This window comes from Acidaminobacter sp. QWL-03 (assembly GCF_058683855.1).
On sequence record NZ_CM178752.1, the window covers coordinates 2,336,220 to 2,354,568 of the forward strand.

Below are 18,349 nucleotides of genomic sequence, written 5' to 3' on the forward strand. Positions count from 1 at the left end.
TATCGATTTGTAAACCTTGATCAAGCCCTCGACCTATTAGTATCTGTCAGCTGAAAGCGTTACCGCTCTTACACCTCAGACCTATCAACCTGTTAGTCTATCAGGGGTCTTACTTCTTTCGAATGGGAAATCTCATCTTGAGGGGGGCTTCGCGCTTAGATGCCTTCAGCGCTTATCCCTGCCGCACATAGCTACTCGGCCGTGCTCCTGGCGGAACAACCGATACACCAGCGGTGCGTCCATCCCGGTCCTCTCGTACTAAGGACAGCGCCTCTCAAATTTCCTGCGCCCACAGCGGATAGGGACCGAACTGTCTCACGACGTTCTGAACCCAGCTCGCGTGCCTCTTTAATGGGCGAACAGCCCAACCCTTGGGACCTACTTCAGCCCCAGGATGAGACGAGCCGACATCGAGGTGCCAAACCTCCCCGTCGATGTGGACTCTTGGGGGAGATAAGCCTGTTATCCCCGGGGTAGCTTTTATCCGTTGAGCGACGGCCCTTCCATTCGGTACCGCCGGATCACTAAGTCCTACTTTCGTACTTGCTCGACTTGTCTGTCTCGCAATCAAGCTCCCTTTTGCCTTTGCACTCTTCGCGCGATTTCCAACCGCACTGAGGGAACCTTTGAGCGCCTCCGTTACATTTTGGGAGGCGACCGCCCCAGTCAAACTGCCCACCTGGCAGTGTCCCCAAGCCGGATCACGGCTTCGGGTTAGAACAGCGATATTGAAAGGGTGGTATCCCAACGTCGACTCCGCACAGACTGGCGTCCATGCCTCTTAGTCTCCCACCTATCCTGTACATCCAATACCAATGTTCAGTGCCAAGCTACAGTAAAGCTCCACGGGGTCTTTCCGTCCTGCTGCGGGTAATGGGCATCTTTACCCATACTACAATTTCACCGAGTCCATTGTTGAGACAGTGCCCAAATCGTTACGCCTTTCGTGCGGGTCGGAACTTACCCGACAAGGAATTTCGCTACCTTAGGACCGTTATAGTTACGGCCGCCGTTTACTGGGGCTTCAATTCAGTGCTTCGATCGCTCTGACACTTCCTCTTAACCTTCCAGCACCGGGCAGGCGTCAGCCCCTATACATCATCTTTCGATTTAGCAGAGACCTGTGTTTTTGTTAAACAGTCGCTTGGGCCTGTTTTCTGCGGCCCCAGTCGGCTTTGACACCGTCTGGGGCACCCCTTCTCCCGAAGTTACGGGGTTATTTTGCCGAGTTCCTTAACAATGGTTCTCTCGCTCGCCTTAGTATTCTCTACTCATCTACCTGTGTCGGATTGCGGTACAGGCGCCTTATAACTCGATAGAAGCTTTTCTTGTCAGTCTGAAATCAGCAGCTTCGTTACTTAGTTTCACTCCCCATCAAGCGTCATCCTTATACAGGGGGATTTGCCTCCCCGTACAGACTTCGCCCTTGGACGCACTCTTCCAACCGTGCGCTCTGCCTATCCTCCTGCGTCACTCCATCTCTCAAACGCTATTTGGCGGTACAGGACTCTTCACCTGTTGTCCATCGCCTACGACTTTCGTCCTCAGCTTAGGTCCTGACTTACCCTGGGCGGACGAACCTTCCCCAGGAAACCTTAGATTTTCGGCGGGCAGGATTCTCACCTGCCTCTCGCTACTCATGCCAACATTCTCTCTTGTGTAATGTCCAGCACGCCTTTCGGTATACCTTCTGCCCTTACACAATGCTCCCCTACCCCTGATGCATAGCATCAAGCCGTAGCTTCGGTAGCAGGTTTTAGCCCCGGACATTTTCGGCGCAGAACCACTCGACTAGTGAGCTATTACGCACTCTTTAAATGTATGGCTGCTTCTAAGCCAACATCCTAGTTGTCTGTGCAATTCCACATCCTTTTCCACTTAACCTGCATTTTGGGACCTTAGCTGACGGTCTGGGCTGTTTCCCTTTCGACCATGAATCTTATCACACATGGTCTGACTCCTAAAGTTAAGATCACGGCATTCGGAGTTTGATAAGCTTCGGTAGCCGGTGAAAGCCCCTAGGCCATTCAGTGCTCTACCTCCGTGTCTCATTCTTTAAGGCTAGCCCTAAAGCTATTTCGGGGAGAACCAGCTATCTCCGAGTTCGATTGGAATTTCTCCGCTATCCACAAGTCATCCCAGCCTTTTTCAACAGACATGGGTTCGAGCCTCCACAAAATTTTACTTTTGCTTCACTCTGCTCATGGATAGGTCACCCGGTTTCGGGTCTACGTCACACAACTTTCGCCCTATTCAGACTCGCTTTCGCTTCGGCTCCGTACCTTAAGCACTTAACCTTGCTGCGTAACGTAACTCGTTGGCCCGTTCTACAAAAAGTACGTGGTCGCGCATCTTCAGGCGCTTCCACTGCTTGTAAACATAGGGTTTCAGGTTCTATTTCACTCCCCTCCCGGGGTTCTTTTCACCTTTCCCTCACGGTACTATGCGCTATCGGTCACCAGATCGTATTTAGCCTTGGGAGATGGTCCTCCCTGCTTCCCACAGGATTTCACGTGTCCCGTGGTACTCTGGATCGAGCTCTTTCAGTCTTCACCTTTCGTCTACGGGGCTATCACCCTCTACGGCAGCGCTTTCCAGCACTCTTTGACTAGGTTACCTCTTACTCTATGGCTCGTCCGCAACCCCGACGCCCGTAGGCCTCGGTTTGGGCTGTTTCCCTTTCGCTCGCCGCTACTCAGAAAATCGATACTTTCTTTCTCTTCCTTCGGGTACTTAGATGTTTCAGTTCCCCGAGTCTCCCTTCCGCACACTATGTATTCATGTACGGATATCTGCCCACTACGGCAGATGGGTTTCCCCATTCGGACATCTGCGGATCAAGGTTTGCTTGCAACTCCCCGCAGCTTTTCGCAGCTTACCACGTCCTTCATCGGCGTCTGGTGCCAAGGCATCCACCCTATGCTCTTTATTGCTTGATCATATGACGATCTCTCGTCATGGGTTTATCCTCGATATTTCTTCGTTTTCTTCCATATGCAGTTTTCAAGGTGCGAGGCGCAAAAGCTCGCAAGTCGATCGCCGACCTTACGGCGCTCTCCTTTCGACTTTTGCTCTGTTGATGATGCAAAGTTACCAAGTAACCTTACGCCAACAACTCAATATGATGTTTTTAAGAAATTGACTTTCATCAATCCCTCAAAACTAAACAGTGTACCCCAATTTTCTCCTTAGAAAGGAGGTGATCCAGCCGCACCTTCCGATACGGCTACCTTGTTACGACTTCACCCCAGTCATTGGTTTTACCTTCGACAGCTTCCTCCTTGCGGTTGGATCACTGGCTTCGGGTCCCCCCAACTTCCATGGTGTGACGGGCGGTGTGTACAAGACCCGGGAACGCATTCACCACGGCATGCTGATCCGCGATTACTAGCAACTCCAACTTCATGCAGGCGAGTTTCAGCCTGCAATCCGAACTGGGACCGGCTTTAAAAGATTTGCTTCACCTCGCGGTTTCGCTTCTCGTTGTACCGGCCATTGTAGCACGTGTGTAGCCCAGATCATAAGGGGCATGATGATTTGACGTCATCCCCACCTTCCTCCGGTTTGTCACCGGCAGTCCCTCTAGAGTGCCCACCATAATGTGCTGGCAACTAAAGGCAAGGGTTGCGCTCGTTGCGGGACTTAACCCAACATCTCACGACACGAGCTGACGACAACCATGCACCACCTGTCTCCTCTGTCCCGAAAGACCTGCGCTGCTAAGCGCCATTCAGAGGGATGTCAAGACCTGGTAAGGTTCTTCGCGTTGCTTCGAATTAAACCACATGCTCCGCTGCTTGTGCGGGTCCCCGTCAATTCCTTTGAGTTTCAGTCTTGCGACCGTACTCCCCAGGCGGAATACTTAATGCGTTAGCTGCGGCACCGGGCTTTGACCCCCGACACCTAGTATTCATCGTTTACAGCGTGGACTACCAGGGTATCTAATCCTGTTTGCTCCCCACGCTTTCGTGCCTCAGCGTCAGTTACAGTCCAGAAAGCCGCCTTCGCCACGGGTGTTCCTCCTAATATCTACGCATTTCACCGCTACACTAGGAATTCCGCTTTCCTCTCCTGCACTCAAGCTGACCAGTTCCAAAGGCTTACAATAGTTAAGCTATTGCCTTTCACCCCTGGCTTGATCAGCCGCCTACGCACCCTTTACGCCCAGTGATTCCGGATAACGCTTGCCCCCTACGTATTACCGCGGCTGCTGGCACGTAGTTAGCCGGGGCTTCCTCCTAAGGTACCGTCACTTCTTCTTCCCTTAGGACAGAGTTTTACGACCCGAAGGCCTTCTTCACTCACGCGGCGTTGCTGCATCAGGCTTGCGCCCATTGTGCAATATTCCCCACTGCTGCCTCCCGTAGGAGTCTGGACCGTGTCTCAGTTCCAGTGTGGCCGTTCACCCTCTCAGGTCGGCTACTGATCGTCGCCTTGGTGAGCCGTTACCTCACCAACTAGCTAATCAGACGCGAGCCCATCCTGTACCGCTTGTGGCTTTGCCCATTGGACCATGCGGTCCTTTGGGGTTATGGGGTATTAATCACCGTTTCCAGTGGCTATCCCCCTGTACAGGGCAGGTTGCTCACGCGTTACTCACCCGTCCGCCGCTTTCATAGTCTTCCCTTTGGCCGAAGCCTCCAGTCCAACTAATCGCGCTCGACTTGCATGTGTTAGGCACGCCGCCAGCGTTCATCCTGAGCCAGGATCAAACTCTTAATCATAATCCTTAAACTGCAGTTGTAACACTGACTTCCGTTATTTCCATAATCAGAAATCACTTCGCCGGTTCCAAGCAGAACCGACTTTTTATTTCAGAATTTTGGGTTGTACACTGTTTAGTTTTCAAGGATCGAATGTGTCTTGCCTGTCTTGCGTTTGCTCACCTTTGAATCGGCGACTTTTTAATTATATCTATGTCCTACCCCCGCGTCAACACTTTTTTCAAGTTTTTTCGAACTAAATTCATCAAATCGCCGCACGCCTTCAAATGACTGGGTTTCACCAACCCTCGATTTCGCTGTTGATTTACATAACTTTTTCAAACATTACAATTTTCAACTGGGAAACTACTTCATGATGTGATAATATGGTAAAAATTTAATAAACGAAAGGTGTGAGTTTAATGAACTATATAGTGGTGTCTCCAAGCTTTCCCGCCAATTTCATTCCGTTCTCGGTCGCGCTTAAAAACGAAGGGGTCAATGTCTTAGGTATAGGGGAAGATGCTTACGATACGCTTCCTGCGGACTTAAAAACAGCACTGACCGAGTACTACCGGGTAGATTCTATGGAAGATTATAATCAGATGTTCAAAGCTGTAGCCTTTTTCTCTCACAAGTATGGAAAAATTGACAGACTTGAATCCCATATCGAGCACTGGCTGGAGTCAGATGCCCGATTGAGGACCGACTTCAACATACCGGGCCTCAAAACAGAAGACATGAGCCGGGTCAAATATAAATCCGGCATGAAAAAGGTCTTTAAGAAAGCTGGTCTGGAAGTTGCACCAAGCACTTTGATTGGTACTATGAAAGACGCCGAGAAGTTTATCAAGAAGCACGGTTACCCCGTTATTGTGAAACCGGACCGGGGCGTTGGCGCCATGGGCACTTTCAAAATTGACTCCCCTTAGAAACTCGAAGCCTTCATGTCTCAGAAAGAAGCGCTTCAGGATCAGGCCATCTATATTATGGAAGCCTTTGTTAATGGCAATATTTATTCTTTTGACGGTTTAACTGACCAGGAGGGCGAAATCGTCTTCCACTCCTCACTGGTTTATGGCGCCGGTGTCATGGAGTCTGTCAACGACGGGAATGATACAGATTTCTACATACCAAAAGAACTGAATGCGAAGGTTGTCGAAATGGGCACCAAAGCCATCCAAGCTTTTAAATTGAAAGAGCGATTCTTCCATTTAGAGCTGTTCGTCCTCCCGGAGGGCGAAATCGTCGCCCTCGAATTGAACGCACGGCTTCCAGGTGGTAAAATTGTGGATATGTTCAATTATGCCAATGACATTAACATTTTCGAACAGTATGCCAAAGTTGTGACAAAAAATGTCTTTGACGCAGAGCTGACACGCCCTTACAGCTGCTTCTATGTTGGAAGAAAGGACAGTTTAAACTATAAGCGTCCTTTGGAAGACATCCTTGAAACTTACAAAGATGAGATCGTGCATCACTATAAAGTTGAAAAGATATTCTCCCTTGCTATTGGAGACTACGGGATCATCTTTAGGACTAAGGACCATGAGAAGGGACTTGAGATTCGACGTGAAATGATCGCCAAGCAGGCGTAAACTACAAAAGCTGTAAGATAGACTGATGGTTTTGAATTAATGACCATCGGCAGCAATCTTTAATAAGGTGAGGGACCCGCTATGAACGACTTTTCACAGCAAGATTGTACTTTCCTGCACCGGTTTTACTCCAGGGCTCTTGACAACTTCAGATCACTTTATATTTATTTGCCGCCTTCTTACAGACTCGAAGACCAGCGACATTATCCGGTCCTCTACATGCACGACGGGCAAAATATCTTCACCGGGGAAGCTTCCTACTCCGGCATGGGCTGGGAAATACATCAGACGGCAGACGAGCTGATCCGGGGTGGGGCAATGGAGGAAATAATCATTGTGGGCATAGCCAATATAGGCGAGGCGCGCCTGAGCGAATATGCCCACTATGACTACCACTCCTTTGGGAAGAACGTACCGGGCCGCGGCGCACTTTATGAACGCTTTGTGCTGGAGGATGTCATGCCGTTTATCGAAGCCAATTTCAGGGTGATGACAGGCCCTGAGAATACGGGGCTCATGGGGTCTTCCATGGGCGGGCTGATCACGTTTATGATAGGGACCCATCGGCCGGATGTCTTTGGTAAGCTTGGCATTGTCTCACCCTCATTTTGGTGGAGCCCCAAGGATCTGCTGCCCTACGTGGAAAGCCTGGATCCTGCAGGCATGCCTGAGAAACTTTGGATCGACATGGGCGATGCTGAGGGCGGGCTAAAAGAGGGTTTTGACGTGATTCTGGGCCGTCTGCTAGAACTGCGGGACAAACCCAACGCCAACTTTGAAATGGAAGCTTGGATCGTGCCCGGCGGGAAACACAGCGAATATGACTGGCAAATGCGCGCCCATTGTCCGCTGCTGTACCTCTTTGGCGACATTGGCAAGCCTGTCAGCCTCGAGCTGCATGCACCGGAGACAATCGTCCAAGGGGACCTGGCTCATTACCTGAGACCTGTCCTGGCCTACGACAGCGGCTTCTGTGTGACACCCTTTGAAGCCACATGCTGGTCAGCCTCACCGGAACTGTTAAGCCTGGGCTGGGACCTGCAGCTTTATCCCAACGCCGTCGGCACAGCCGTCTTGCATGGGTCCATCGATCAGTTGAAGGCTGCCTGTAAATGCACCGTCTTATCGCCTAAAAAATCCAAGCGTGAAGCTGGACGGCAGCGTGCCCGGTAAAATCGTCCGCAGCCACGCGCAGGGACCTTTCTGATGACTGCCACGTCTTGACCACACTACTGGTGGCGACATGAATCAAGCTTTGCGTTTCCAAACCACAAAAAAGCCGCTCATTGCCAACGAAATCGCTGGAAATGAGCGGCTTAACACTTTGCCTTTTAGTGATCCAATTTTGCGCTTACATGAAACTAAGCTTCTTCTTCCTCTGACGCTTCAGCGCTCTGCTTCTTACTTCCCGGTTCTTGTTTTCCGATAGGCTTCATAGTCGGGAATAGAATAACGTCGCGAATGGAGGCCGCGTTCGTCAGGAGCATTACCATGCGGTCAATGCCAATACCGAGGCCGCCGGTCGGCGGAAGTCCGACTTCCAGGGCATTGAGGAAATCTTCATCCATCATGTGCGCCTCTTCGTCGCCGCCTTCACGGGCATTGACCTGCTCTTCAAAGCGCTCGCGCTGATCGATTGGATCGTTGAGCTCAGAGAAAGCATTCGCAATTTCCCACGTGTTGGCAAAAGCTTCGAAGCGATTGGTGATCATTGGGTTATCAGGATTGCGCTTTGCCAGAGGAGACACCTCAACCGGGTGATGCGTAATAAAGGTCGGTTGAATGAGATGCTCTTCGCAGAAAGTTTCAAAAGCCTCGTTGATGACGTGGCCTTTTTTCATGCTGCTGTCAACGTCAAGACCAAGCTTTTTGCCCAACTCACGTGCCTCTTCATCCGTCTTGGCTGCATCAAAGTCAGCGCCGGCATAAAGTTTGACCGCTTCTGTCATAGGCAGCCTTCTCCAAGGGGGCGCAAAGTCGATCTCAACACCCTGATAATTGACCTTGGTTGTGCCATTTGCCTGGACGCAGCAGTGCGCGACCAAGTTTTCCGTCAGCTCCATAATATATTGGAAGTCTTCGTAGGCTGCGTAAACTTCGATTGCAGTATACTCCGGATTATGCTTGATAGACATGCCTTCATTCCTGAACATTCTGCCCATTTCATAAACCTTATCAAAACCACCCACAATGAGTCGCTTCAAATAAAGTTCGTTGGCGATTCTCATGTACATATCTATGTCCAGGGTATTGTGGTGCGTGATAAATGGTCTTGCCACAGCGCCGCCTGCAATTGTTCCAAGGATTGGCGTGTCGACCTCGAGGAAACCTTCATTGTCAAGGTACTCCCTGACCGCTCTCAAAATTTTATTTCGTTGAAGGAACGTCTTCTTGACCTCAGGATTGACGATCAAATCCACGTATCGCTGACGATAACGCGTATCCGTATCTTTCAGACCATGGAATTTTTCCGGCAGGATCTGAAGGGATTTGCTGAGCAGCAGGATTTCTGACACGCGGACAGAATCCTCGTTCTTCTTGGTCTTGAACACAGTGCCGACAATGCCGACTATGTCCCCTATATCATAAGTAGAGACAATCTCATATTCCGCTTCGCCTATGGCATCTTCACGAATATAAGATTGAATTCTTCCGTCCATATCCTGAATATCAAAGAACGATGCACGTCCCATGGTTCTCTTCGCCATAATACGGCCGGCCATGCGTACTTCTTTGCCTTCAAACGCTTCGAAATCATTGTGAATTTCTGCACTCATAGCAGTTCTAACAAACTTCTCGTGGATAAAAGGGTCTCTGCCCATTTCGCGGAGCTTTGCGAGCTTATCCCGTCTTACCTGCAGTACCTCGCTTAAACTCAGTTCCTCACTCACGTTCTGCCACCTCCGACTATCTTCCGATCTTCATGATCTGGAATTTTGCGAACCCATCCGGAACCTGAACCTCGATCGTTTCGCCAACACGTTTGCCGATCAGAGCTTTCCCGACAGGAGACTCATTGGAAATTTTATTTTCATATGGGTCTGCTTCTGTAGGCCCTACAATGGAATACTCCATCACTTCATCAAATTCAATATCTTTGACAGTGACCGTAGAGCCTACGCTGACCTCATCCTTTTTAATCTCTGATTCATCGATGAGCTTGACGTTGCCAACGATGCCCTCGAGCTTCATTATACGCTTTTCAAGCTCAGCCTGTTCATTTTTTGCCTCATCATACTCAGCATTTTCACTGATATCTCCGAAGGCGAGCGCGGCCTTAATCTTCTCCGCAATTTCTCTACGTCGGACGGATTTAAGATGATCGAGTTCTTCTTCTATTTTTCTGAGCCCGTCTGGTGTCATGAGCACTTCTTTAGACATCATCGCAAGTCACACCTCTCCATGAATTGATTCTCTACAGAGAAAAAAGCACCGAATGTTCAGTGCAGTTGAAGTAAAAAGCTCTTAAACCTTTGTTATTTCAAGCATTCAGCCTAATTTGAGCGAATGTTCGCAATAACTTATTTCACTATTATATTGAAGAAGACATTTTATGTCAAGGATTGCTTCTTTTTATTGCGCGGTTCTGCGATTGCGATTGCCTTACGATTTCCGTCAGGTCGTGGCATGGCTGAACATTACCCAGCGGGTTCTATTCACCCGGTGCGCTTCTGAGAAGCTGAATCACTCGATCCGGATCTTTCTCTACATTAATCAGTGTTCTCAGTTTTGCGGCGCCGTGGATGCCTTTCAGATACCACGCCGCGTGCTTACGCATTTCAAGGACAGCAACATGCTCTCCCTTTTCCTCGATTAACCCTAAGAAATGTCGAACAGCTGTTTCTATACGCGCTTTCTCAGAAGGCAGCTCCGGCACTGGCCGGCCAAGCAATGCTGCTTCCGCCTGGCCCAACAGCCAAGGATTTCCCTGAACGCCCCGCGCCGCCATGACCGCGTCCACGCCTGTCTGCGCCACCATACGGAGTGCGTCTTGATAGACAAAGATGTCCCCATTTCCAATCACAGGTACCCTAACCGCTTCTTTAACTTCCCGAATGATTTCCCAGTCGGCTGTTCCGGTATAAAACTGGTCTCTGGTTCTGCCGTGGACTGTAATTGCCGCAGCGCCTGCGGCTTCCATGCGCTTTGCGAATTCTACCGCGTTGATTTCTGCAGTGTTCCAACCCTTTCTGAATTTAACCGTGACAGGCTTGGATGAATGTCGTACCATGGTCCTGACAATGGCTTCAGCCAGCTCCGGATCTCTCATCAAAGCAGAGCCTTCACTGTTCCCAACAATTTTGGGCGCAGGACACCCCATATTAAAATCGATCACAGAACAGGGATGATCCTGAAGTGCGATAACAGCTTCTCCAAGTGTTTCCGGATCTGACCCAAACAGCTGAATCGACAGCGGCAGTTCCTCAGGAACGGTCACCAGCATCTGAGCAGTCTTCTTGTCCTTGAAGCTCATGGCCTTTGCGCTGATCATTTCAGAAACCATCAATCCCTTAAATTGTTCTCTGCAGATTTTTCTGAAAGCGAGGTCTGTGATCCCGGCCATTGGTCCGAGAATCACTGGGCTTTCGATTTCAAATGTACCAATTTTCAACAAAGCTTCCCCCGTTAATTCTTGTCCGTATTTAAGTGGTAGATCATATTGAGCCCTTCCAGTGTCAGAAATTTGTCGACCGTCTCGATCCACTTCGACTCGGTCGCAATGAGAGAGGCAAGACCACCCGTCGCGATCACCCGCGGATTTTTCCATTTCATCTCAAGTTTTATCCGCTCAACAATGTAATCCACAGAACCAACATAACCATAAATGATGCCGGATTGAATGCTCTCGGCTGTATTCCTGCAGACAACCGTCTCCGGTTTGATCAGCTCAACCCGCATCAGCTTCGCTGTCTTCTCAAAGAGGGCATCGCTCGAAATTTTGATCCCGGGCATGATCGTCCCACCGAGATACTCTCTGTTTTCCGTGATGGCACAAAAAGTCGTGGCGGTTCCAAAATCCACGACAATGGCCGGTCCGCCGTACTTCTCAATGGCTGCAACGGCATTGACAATACGGTCCGCACCGACTTGTTTCGGATTGTCATACTTAATGTTGAGACTGGTCCTGATGCCGGGACCAACCACCATAGCCTCAGTATTGCAATATTTTATCGCCATATGCTGAAGTGAATACATTATTGTTGGAACGACGGAAGAAATAATAACCGCCTTAACATCCGCCAGCGATAATTTTTCATATTTAAATAACTGATCGACAAATATGCCAATCTCATCCGCGGATCTCCCTTTGTCTGTGGACATGCGCCAATGGGTAAGCAGCTGATGATCTTTAAATACACCTAAAACAATATTTGTATTGCCTACGTCAAATGCCAGCAACATGGCTTTAACCACCTTTATGCGTAAAAGTCAAGGCCTCTGACCGAGACCTCGCCAAAATGTATGAGTTCGCGTTCTCCATCCGGATAGACAACCAACAGTTCGCCTTCCTTTGTGATGTCAATAACGCGTGCTGTTCGATTCTGTTTGCCCACCAGGCGAACTTCTTTCCCTAGTGTGGCAGATTTTAAGCGATACACTTGATGCATGCTCTCCAGCGCTTCATTGTCTGTCAGCGCGCTGAGATAGCCGCCAAATCGAGAGACCACTTCGGCAAGCAGTTTCTGGCGGTCAATGCGCCTGCCCGCCAAGAGCTGAAGCGATGCCGCTTTTTCCTTGATGTCATCCGGAAACAGCGCTTGATTCACATTGATGCCAATACCAACTACCAGATAGTTGACTGCCGTCATCTCTGCACTTAACTCTGCCAGAATGCCGCACACTTTCTTCCCCCGAATGACAAGATCGTTAGGCCATTTGATTTGTGTCTCCAGACCTGTTGCGGCTTCAACTGCTTCAGCGGCAGCTACTGCTGCGATCTGCGTAACCCGTGATGCTCTGGAAGGCTCAATGTCTGGCCGGATCAGCAAACTCAAGTAAAGACCTGTCCCCCGCTCAGACAACCACTGCCTTCCAAGGCGGCCGCGACCCGCTGTCTGCTCCTCCGCGACAAAGAGTGCCGATTTCTTAGGATGCTCCTCCGCAAACCGCTTGGCTTCAGAGTTCGTCGAATCAATTTGGTGAAAAAAGAAACCCACATCCAGATAGTCTGAACTCGCGGCAATCGAGGCTACCCCGGTCGGACCCAGAGCATCCGGTTCTTCTGCCAACTCATAGCCCAGTCTGGGACTCGAGCGTATGATATAACCCTCTGCTCTCAGTGCCTCAATGGCTTTCCAGACTGCAGTCCTGGAAACGCCAAACCGACCGGATATGTCCTGACCGGAAAGCGCCTTTCCCTTATGCTGTCTGAGAAGCTCAAGAAGTTTACCTTTCAATTGATCACCCACTTTGTTCATACTGCTAACAATAGTACACTGTTTCGTTCAAAATTTCAATGGATGTCAAAAGGACCGCCGCGGAATGAATCCATTCATTTCGCAGCAGTCCTAAAGGTTCAATTCATAACGCTTCAATTATTGGAACAGTGTCAGCAATATGCCGGCCGCAACCGCAGAGCCTATGACGCCTGCGACGTTTGGACCCATGGCGTGCATCAGAAGGAAGTTGCTTGGATTCTCTTTCTGACCGACTACCTGGGAAACACGCGCTGCCATTGGTACTGCAGATACACCCGCAGAACCAATGAGCGGATTGATTTTCCCGCCGGAAAGCTTACACATCACTTTGCCGAGGAGGACACCGCCCGCGGTACCAAAACCGAACGCTACAACACCCAGGATTACAATCGCAATAGTCTGAAGGTTGATGAATTTCTCAGCGGTTGTAGTAGCGCCAACAGAGACACCGAGGAAGATAACGACTATGTTCATCATGGCATTCTGAGAGGTATCAGAGAGACGCGGCACAACGCCAGACTCTCTGAACAGATTACCCAGCATCAGCATGCCGACAAGCGGTGCAGCTGGCGGGACAATCATGGAAACGAAGACCGCGACGAAAACCGGAAACACAATCTTTTCCATCTTGGAAACCGGACGAAGCTGTTCCATCTTAATCATGCGCTCTTCTTTAGTAGTGAGGAGCTTCATGATCGGCGGCTGGATGATTGGCACCAGCGCCATGTAAGAGTAAGCCGCGACTGCTATTGGGCCAAGGAGGTGCGGTGCCAGCTTCGTTGTCAGGAAGATCGCTGTTGGGCCGTCCGCGCCGCCGATGATGGCAATGGAGGCTGCTTCTTGAGCATTGAACATTCCCGACGCGATCGCGCCAATAAAGGTGATAAAGATTCCGAACTGAGCTGCCGCGCCAAGGAGCAATGATTTAGGATTCGCGATGAGCGGACCAAAGTCCGTCATGGCGCCTACGCCAAGGAAAATCAAAGGAGGGAAGAGACCCAGTTTGACACCCTGATACATGTAATAGAGCAGTCCGCCAACTTGACCATCTTTTCCCGGATTCATCATATCCGCCAAAGGCAGGTTCGTCAGCAGCATACCGAAAGCAATTGGTACCAGCAGCAAAGGCTCAAAGCCCTTTTTGATCGCCAGATAAAGAAATACAAAGGCGATACCCATCATGACCAACTGCTGCCATGTGATGGCAACAAAGCCGGTACTCTGCAAAAATTCAATTACCGCATTAAACATTTAGTCATCTCCTTCCAAAGGGATTCTTTCGTTACGCGATGACGATCATAACGTCTCCGGAATTCACGGAAGCTCCCTTTGAAACGCTGATTTGAGCAACTTTACCTGCAACTGGAGCCATGATCTCATTTTCCATCTTCATGGCTTCAAGAATCATCAATACATCATTGACTTTAACTGTATCGCCTACTGCGACCTTAATGTCGAGAACGGTTCCAGGCATTGGAGCGCTGATGGTGGAGCCGCCCGCTACAGGTTCTGCTGCTGGCGCTGCAGGTGCCGGAGCTGCTGCAGGTGCCGGAGCTGGAGCAGGTGCCGCTTTAGGGGCTGCAGGTGCTGCTGCCGCCACAGGGCGCACCGGCATGGCCGCAGCCACGCCTCCGATTTCTTCTACCTCTACTTCATAAGCCTTGCCATTGACCGTGATATTAAACTTTCTCATGAAAGATCCTCCTCGGCTATTATTCATTCTTTTTGTAATTCAGGTTTTTCTTTGCTTCAAGCGCGTCACGCGGGTTTCTTAGAACCTGCTGCCCATCTGCTCTGTACGGCCGGCGCGCGACCATGTCGGCGTCTGATCCGGGAGCTGTCTGACATTCCTGACGACGATATTATGCATGGAGGTGTTCAGCGACGCTGCAATTGCCGCGGTCAAAATCGCGATGAGGTTTTCATCTTCCTGAGGCTCTGCAGCTGAGGCTGCAGGGGCAGCAGGAGCAGGGGCAGCAGAAGGCTTTGAAACCTCTACCGTAGAAGCCTGCGCGATCTTGTTCTTGTTCTCAATGCCCATGATGATTTTTGACATCAGTACCGTCATGCCCCAGATGGCAATCAGCGCGACAAAGGTTATGCCCATGCCGAGCAGCGTGACAAAAAGTGACGTGATGATTTTTTCACCAAGACCTATGGCGCCGATGGTCTCCGGATTAACAAAGTTTTCAAAATTACCCATTCATATCACTCCTCGCTGGATTAAAGCGGAATGTTTCCATGTTTCTTCGCAGGGCGGGTTTCACGCTTGGAAGACAGCATATTCAGTGCATCCGCGATACGAGGACGCGTTGCAGCCGGTTCGATGACATCATCGACAAAGCCGCGCTCTGCTGCCTTGTATGGTGTCGCGAACTCATCTGTGTATTCCTGTACCTTTTTAGCGCGCTCTGCTGCTGCATCCGCTGCTTCTGAGATCTCCTTGCGGAAGATGATGTTGGCTGCGCCCTGAGGACCCATAACCGCGATTTCAGCTGTAGGCCATGCGAGCACCAGGTCGGCCCCAAGATCTTTGGAACACATAGCCAGGTAAGCGCCGCCGTAAGCTTTTCTGACAATCAGGGTAATCTTAGGCACAGTCGCTTCGCTGTAGGCATACAGCATTTTAGCGCCGTGGCGGATAATGCCGCCGTACTCCTGATTCGTTCCCGGAAGGAAGCCGGGGACGTCGACTATATTGAGAAGCGGAATGTTAAACGCGTCACAAGTGCGGATAAAGCGGCCGGACTTGTCTGATGCGTTGATATCAAGGCAGCCTGCCAGGAACTTTGGCTGGTTGGCAATGATACCAATGGATTGGCCGCCAACTCTGGCAAAGCCGGTAAGTATGTTTTTAGCATAGTGCGGCATGTATTCCATGAAATCGCCATTGTCGACGACCTGACGGATGATGTCGTGCATGTCGTAAGCCTTGTTAGGATTGTCCGGCATCAAGGTATTGAGAGCTTCAGCCAATGTGTTGACATCCTCACCGGACTCAAACACCGGAGGGTTCTCCATGTTGTTGGACGGTAGGAAGTCCAGGAGTCTGCGAATCTCTGCGATACAGACTTCGTCATTAGCTGACATGAAGTGTGCGACACCGGAGATGCTGTTGTGGGTCATGGCGCCGCCGAGGGCTTCTGCGCTGACTTCTTCGCCGGTGACTGTCTTGATGACCTGAGGACCTGTGATAAACATCTGGGACGTCTGATCCACCATGAACGTAAAGTCTGTCAGTGCGGGTGAATAGACCGCGCCGCCGGCGCATGGGCCCATGATGGCTGTGATCTGAGGAATGACGCCGGATGCCAGTGTATTCTTGAAGAAGATTTTGCCGTATCCGGAAAGTGCGTCTACCGCTTCCTGAATACGAGCGCCGCCGGAATCATTGAGTCCAACCACAGGCGCGCCAACTTTGAGGGCGTTGTCCATGACCTTGCAAATTTTTGCGGCGTGCATTTCGCCAAGGGAACCGCCAACCACTGTAAAGTCTTGAGCATAGGCGTAAACCAGTCTGCCGTCGACATAGCCGTAGCCCGTGACAACGCCTTCAGCCGGAGCGTCGACCAGTTCCATGCCAAAATTGGTGCAGCGGTGCTTCATAAAGGCATCAAGCTCAACAAAAGTGTTCTCGTCAAACAGGAGGAGCATGCGCTCGCGCGCAGTCAGTTTACCGCTTTCGTGCTGTTTCTCGACGCGTTTTTTGCCGCCTGCTTCGATGATCTTTGCTTTTCTTTGGCGCAGATCCTCTATCTTATTGATGGACATACCGTATAACCTCCAGTCGATTTTTACTCGTTGCGTTCGCTGAGTTCAATCAGAACACGGCCTGTGCTCTTAGGATGCATAAACGCGATTTTCGCGCCGCCGGCACCGTAACGCGGTGACTCGTCGATCATTTTGAGACCTTTGTCTTTCATGGCCTGGATTGCCTCTTCAATGTTCTCGACTTTGAACGCGATATGCTGAATGCCTTCTCCGTTCTTCTCGATAAATTTTGCGATTGGGCCATCCGGGGATGTAGATTCAAGGAGCTCCACTTCAGTGTCGCCTACAGGAAGAAATGCGACCCTAACCTTTTGCTCTTCGACAACTTCTGTTCCTGCAAGTTCAAGACCAAGCACTTCTGTGTAAACCTTAACCGCTTCGTCAAGATTGCTGACAGCTATGCCAATGTGGTCAACTTTTAAAGCCTTCATGCCTGTTACCTCCAATTCAACATTTTCAAGCTGGTTTACTTTCTATAAAATCTTAACCCGTTATGTTTAGAGCACACTCTGAATCAACTCTTCTACTGCTGTCAACGGATCGACGATGCGCGTCGCAACGTCCATAGCCAACTTTTCGACGCGCTCTGCCTTGACATCATGATTCAGCAGCTGCTCGACAACACGGGATTTTACCATTTCCAGAAGTTCATTTCTGGCATTTTCAGCCCTTCTCAGCATGAATTTGCCGTCTTCCATCATGTAATGCCGATGGTCTTCAATAGCAGCGAACAATTCCTCAATACCTTTGCTGTCCACCGCAACAACCATTTTAACCGGCGGTCTCCAGTCGGCGTGAGAAAAATCGAGCATCATTTCAATTTCTCTCGCTGTTCGGTTCGCACCGTCACGGTCCGCTTTATTGACCGCAAAAACGTCTCCAATTTCCATGACGCCGGCTTTTATTGCCTGTATGTCATCCCCGAGACCCGGCACACTGACCATAACGGTCGTGTCGGAGTTCTTGACAATATCCACTTCAGACTGACCTACACCTACGGTTTCAATGAAAATATATTCTGCACCATAAATGTCCAGTATTTTCACCGCGGCGCTGGTAGCCTCGGAGATCCCGCCAAGATGTCCTCTGGCACCCATGCTTCTCACAAAGACACCGGGATCTGTCGCCAGATCCGACATGCGAACCCGGTCGCCAAGAATAGCGCCTCCGGTAAAGGGACTGGTTGGATCCACTGCTATGACGCCAACCTTAGCGCCAGTTTTTCGAACATGCTTGACGAGTTTGTCCGTCAAAGTACTTTTGCCAGCGCCTGGCGGCCCCGTAATCCCAATCACGTAGGCCTTCCCGCTCTGGCTGTACAATTGACGCATGATCTCTTGAGATTCCGGATCCTTGTTTTCCACCATGGAGATCAGGCGCGCTGCCGCGCGCCTGTCTCCCATGAGCAGCCTTTCAGCAAGTTCCATGTCATCACCGCTTATCGCTTGATGTTGTTTCGAATGAATTGAATAGTCACATCTGTAGGCGTACCCGGCGTAAAGACTTCAGCAACGCCGTGCTCTTTAAGAAAAGGAATATCTTCTTGCGGAATAACACCGCCTGCGACGAGCAGGACATCATCAGCGCCTTCTTTTCTAAGAAGTTCCGCAATTTTAGGTATCAAAGTGCCATGTGCACCTGAAAGAATGCTGACCGCAACACAGTCGACGTCTTCCTGAATGGCAGCGTTTGTAATTTGCTCAGGCGTTTGTCTGAGGCCGGTGTATATAACCTCCATACCTGCATCTCTAAGTGCTCTCGCAATAACCTTGGCACCGCGGTCATGTCCGTCAAGGCCAGGCTTTGAAACCAATACTCTAATAGGTCTATCCATGATTGATCCTCCCATTCCCTTCGA

At 50.2% G+C, this 18,349-nt stretch carries 15 protein-coding genes and 2 rRNA genes; 3 read left to right on the plus strand and 14 right to left on the minus strand.

Annotation, left to right across the window (positions count from 1 at the left end; translation table 11 throughout):
- Positions 1-16: 16 nt before the first annotated feature.
- Positions 17-2,939, minus strand: a 23S ribosomal RNA gene (locus tag AC4PHM_RS11105).
- Positions 2,940-3,192: 253 nt separating this feature from the next.
- Positions 3,193-4,724: ribosomal RNA gene (locus AC4PHM_RS11110) — 16S ribosomal RNA — on the minus strand.
- The 16S and 23S rRNA genes sit together here, the layout of an rRNA operon.
- 401 nt (positions 4,725-5,125) lie before the next feature.
- Between AC4PHM_RS11110 and AC4PHM_RS11115 the strand changes: the two genes are divergently transcribed.
- The 3 genes from AC4PHM_RS11115 to AC4PHM_RS11125 all read left to right on the plus strand — a co-directional run bounded on the left by AC4PHM_RS11115 (position 5,126) and on the right by AC4PHM_RS11125 (position 7,474).
- Positions 5,126-5,635, plus strand: coding sequence for an ATP-grasp domain-containing protein (locus AC4PHM_RS11115; protein WP_492017830.1), 510 nt, complete (start codon positions 5,126-5,128; stop codon positions 5,633-5,635).
- Between the two features lie 15 nt (positions 5,636-5,650).
- Positions 5,651-6,301, plus strand: a complete 651-nt coding sequence (locus tag AC4PHM_RS11120) for an ATP-grasp domain-containing protein (RefSeq protein ID WP_492017831.1) — start codon at positions 5,651-5,653, stop codon at positions 6,299-6,301.
- A gap of 81 nt (positions 6,302-6,382) precedes the next feature.
- Positions 6,383-7,474 (plus strand): alpha/beta hydrolase, encoded by a 1,092-nt coding sequence (locus tag AC4PHM_RS11125; RefSeq protein WP_492017832.1) that lies wholly within the window; start codon positions 6,383-6,385, stop codon positions 7,472-7,474.
- A gap of 188 nt (positions 7,475-7,662) precedes the next feature.
- On the opposite strand, the gene lysS is transcribed toward AC4PHM_RS11125, so the two are convergent.
- The 12 genes from lysS to AC4PHM_RS11185 all read right to left on the minus strand — a co-directional run bounded on the left by lysS (position 7,663) and on the right by AC4PHM_RS11185 (position 18,325).
- Positions 7,663-9,192: a lysine--tRNA ligase gene (lysS, locus tag AC4PHM_RS11130; protein WP_492017833.1), complete on the minus strand. Its 1,530-nt coding sequence runs from the start codon at positions 9,190-9,192 to the stop codon at positions 7,663-7,665.
- Between the two features lie 16 nt (positions 9,193-9,208).
- Positions 9,209-9,685 (minus strand): transcription elongation factor GreA, encoded by a 477-nt coding sequence (greA, locus tag AC4PHM_RS11135; protein ID WP_492017835.1) that lies wholly within the window; start codon positions 9,683-9,685, stop codon positions 9,209-9,211.
- 268 nt (positions 9,686-9,953) lie between these two features.
- Positions 9,954-10,913, minus strand: coding sequence for a tRNA dihydrouridine synthase DusB (gene dusB, locus AC4PHM_RS11140; RefSeq protein WP_492017836.1), 960 nt, complete (start codon positions 10,911-10,913; stop codon positions 9,954-9,956).
- 14 nt (positions 10,914-10,927) lie between these two features.
- On the minus strand, positions 10,928-11,704 hold the full coding sequence (locus AC4PHM_RS11145; protein WP_492017837.1) for a type III pantothenate kinase: 777 nt from the start codon (positions 11,702-11,704) through the stop codon (positions 10,928-10,930).
- Positions 11,705-11,718: 14 nt separating this feature from the next.
- Complete coding sequence (locus tag AC4PHM_RS11150) at positions 11,719-12,699, minus strand: biotin--[acetyl-CoA-carboxylase] ligase (RefSeq protein WP_492017838.1); 981 nt, start codon at positions 12,697-12,699, stop codon at positions 11,719-11,721.
- A gap of 138 nt (positions 12,700-12,837) precedes the next feature.
- Positions 12,838-13,971, minus strand: coding sequence for a sodium ion-translocating decarboxylase subunit beta (locus AC4PHM_RS11155; protein WP_492017839.1), 1,134 nt, complete (start codon positions 13,969-13,971; stop codon positions 12,838-12,840).
- A 31-nt stretch (positions 13,972-14,002) separates the two neighbouring features.
- Positions 14,003-14,413: a biotin/lipoyl-containing protein gene (locus AC4PHM_RS11160; RefSeq protein WP_492017840.1), complete on the minus strand. Its 411-nt coding sequence runs from the start codon at positions 14,411-14,413 to the stop codon at positions 14,003-14,005.
- A gap of 78 nt (positions 14,414-14,491) precedes the next feature.
- On the minus strand, positions 14,492-14,923 hold the full coding sequence (locus AC4PHM_RS11165; protein WP_492017841.1) for an OadG family protein: 432 nt from the start codon (positions 14,921-14,923) through the stop codon (positions 14,492-14,494).
- Positions 14,924-14,943: 20 nt separating this feature from the next.
- The gene (gene mmdA, locus AC4PHM_RS11170) at positions 14,944-16,491 is read right to left on the minus strand and encodes a methylmalonyl-CoA decarboxylase subunit alpha (protein ID WP_492017842.1); all 1,548 of its coding nucleotides are present in this window, start codon (positions 16,489-16,491) and stop codon (positions 14,944-14,946) included.
- Between the two features lie 23 nt (positions 16,492-16,514).
- The gene (gene mce / locus AC4PHM_RS11175; protein ID WP_291399812.1) at positions 16,515-16,922 is read right to left on the minus strand and encodes a methylmalonyl-CoA epimerase; all 408 of its coding nucleotides are present in this window, start codon (positions 16,920-16,922) and stop codon (positions 16,515-16,517) included.
- Between the two features lie 66 nt (positions 16,923-16,988).
- Positions 16,989-17,918: a methylmalonyl Co-A mutase-associated GTPase MeaB gene (gene meaB / locus AC4PHM_RS11180; protein WP_492017843.1), complete on the minus strand. Its 930-nt coding sequence runs from the start codon at positions 17,916-17,918 to the stop codon at positions 16,989-16,991.
- 11 nt (positions 17,919-17,929) lie between these two features.
- A complete protein-coding gene (locus AC4PHM_RS11185; protein ID WP_291399808.1) occupies positions 17,930-18,325 on the minus strand; it encodes a cobalamin B12-binding domain-containing protein in 396 nt (131 codons plus the stop codon).
- Positions 18,326-18,349: the final 24 nt, after the last annotated feature.

Bases quoted from the DNA above. Each gene is read 5' to 3' on its own strand.
- mce (WP_291399812.1), bottom strand. From the start codon at position 16,922: ATGAAGGCTTTAAAAGTTGACCACATTGGCATAGCTGTCAGCAATCTT.
- AC4PHM_RS11185 (WP_291399808.1), bottom strand. From the start codon at position 18,325: ATGGATAGACCTATTAGAGTATTGGTTTCAAAGCCTGGCCTTGACGGA.
- AC4PHM_RS11115 (WP_492017830.1), top strand. From the start codon at position 5,126: ATGAACTATATAGTGGTGTCTCCAAGCTTTCCCGCCAATTTCATTCCG.
- AC4PHM_RS11145 (WP_492017837.1), bottom strand. From the start codon at position 11,704: ATGTTGCTGGCATTTGACGTAGGCAATACAAATATTGTTTTAGGTGTA.
- AC4PHM_RS11155 (WP_492017839.1), bottom strand. From the start codon at position 13,971: ATGTTTAATGCGGTAATTGAATTTTTGCAGAGTACCGGCTTTGTTGCC.
- AC4PHM_RS11165 (WP_492017841.1), bottom strand. From the start codon at position 14,923: ATGGGTAATTTTGAAAACTTTGTTAATCCGGAGACCATCGGCGCCATA.
- AC4PHM_RS11160 (WP_492017840.1), bottom strand. From the start codon at position 14,413: ATGAGAAAGTTTAATATCACGGTCAATGGCAAGGCTTATGAAGTAGAG.
- meaB (WP_492017843.1), bottom strand. From the start codon at position 17,918: ATGGAACTTGCTGAAAGGCTGCTCATGGGAGACAGGCGCGCGGCAGCG.
- greA (WP_492017835.1), bottom strand. From the start codon at position 9,685: ATGATGTCTAAAGAAGTGCTCATGACACCAGACGGGCTCAGAAAAATA.
- AC4PHM_RS11120 (WP_492017831.1), top strand. From the start codon at position 5,651: ATGTCTCAGAAAGAAGCGCTTCAGGATCAGGCCATCTATATTATGGAA.
- mmdA (WP_492017842.1), bottom strand. From the start codon at position 16,491: ATGTCCATCAATAAGATAGAGGATCTGCGCCAAAGAAAAGCAAAGATC.
- AC4PHM_RS11125 (WP_492017832.1), top strand. From the start codon at position 6,383: ATGAACGACTTTTCACAGCAAGATTGTACTTTCCTGCACCGGTTTTAC.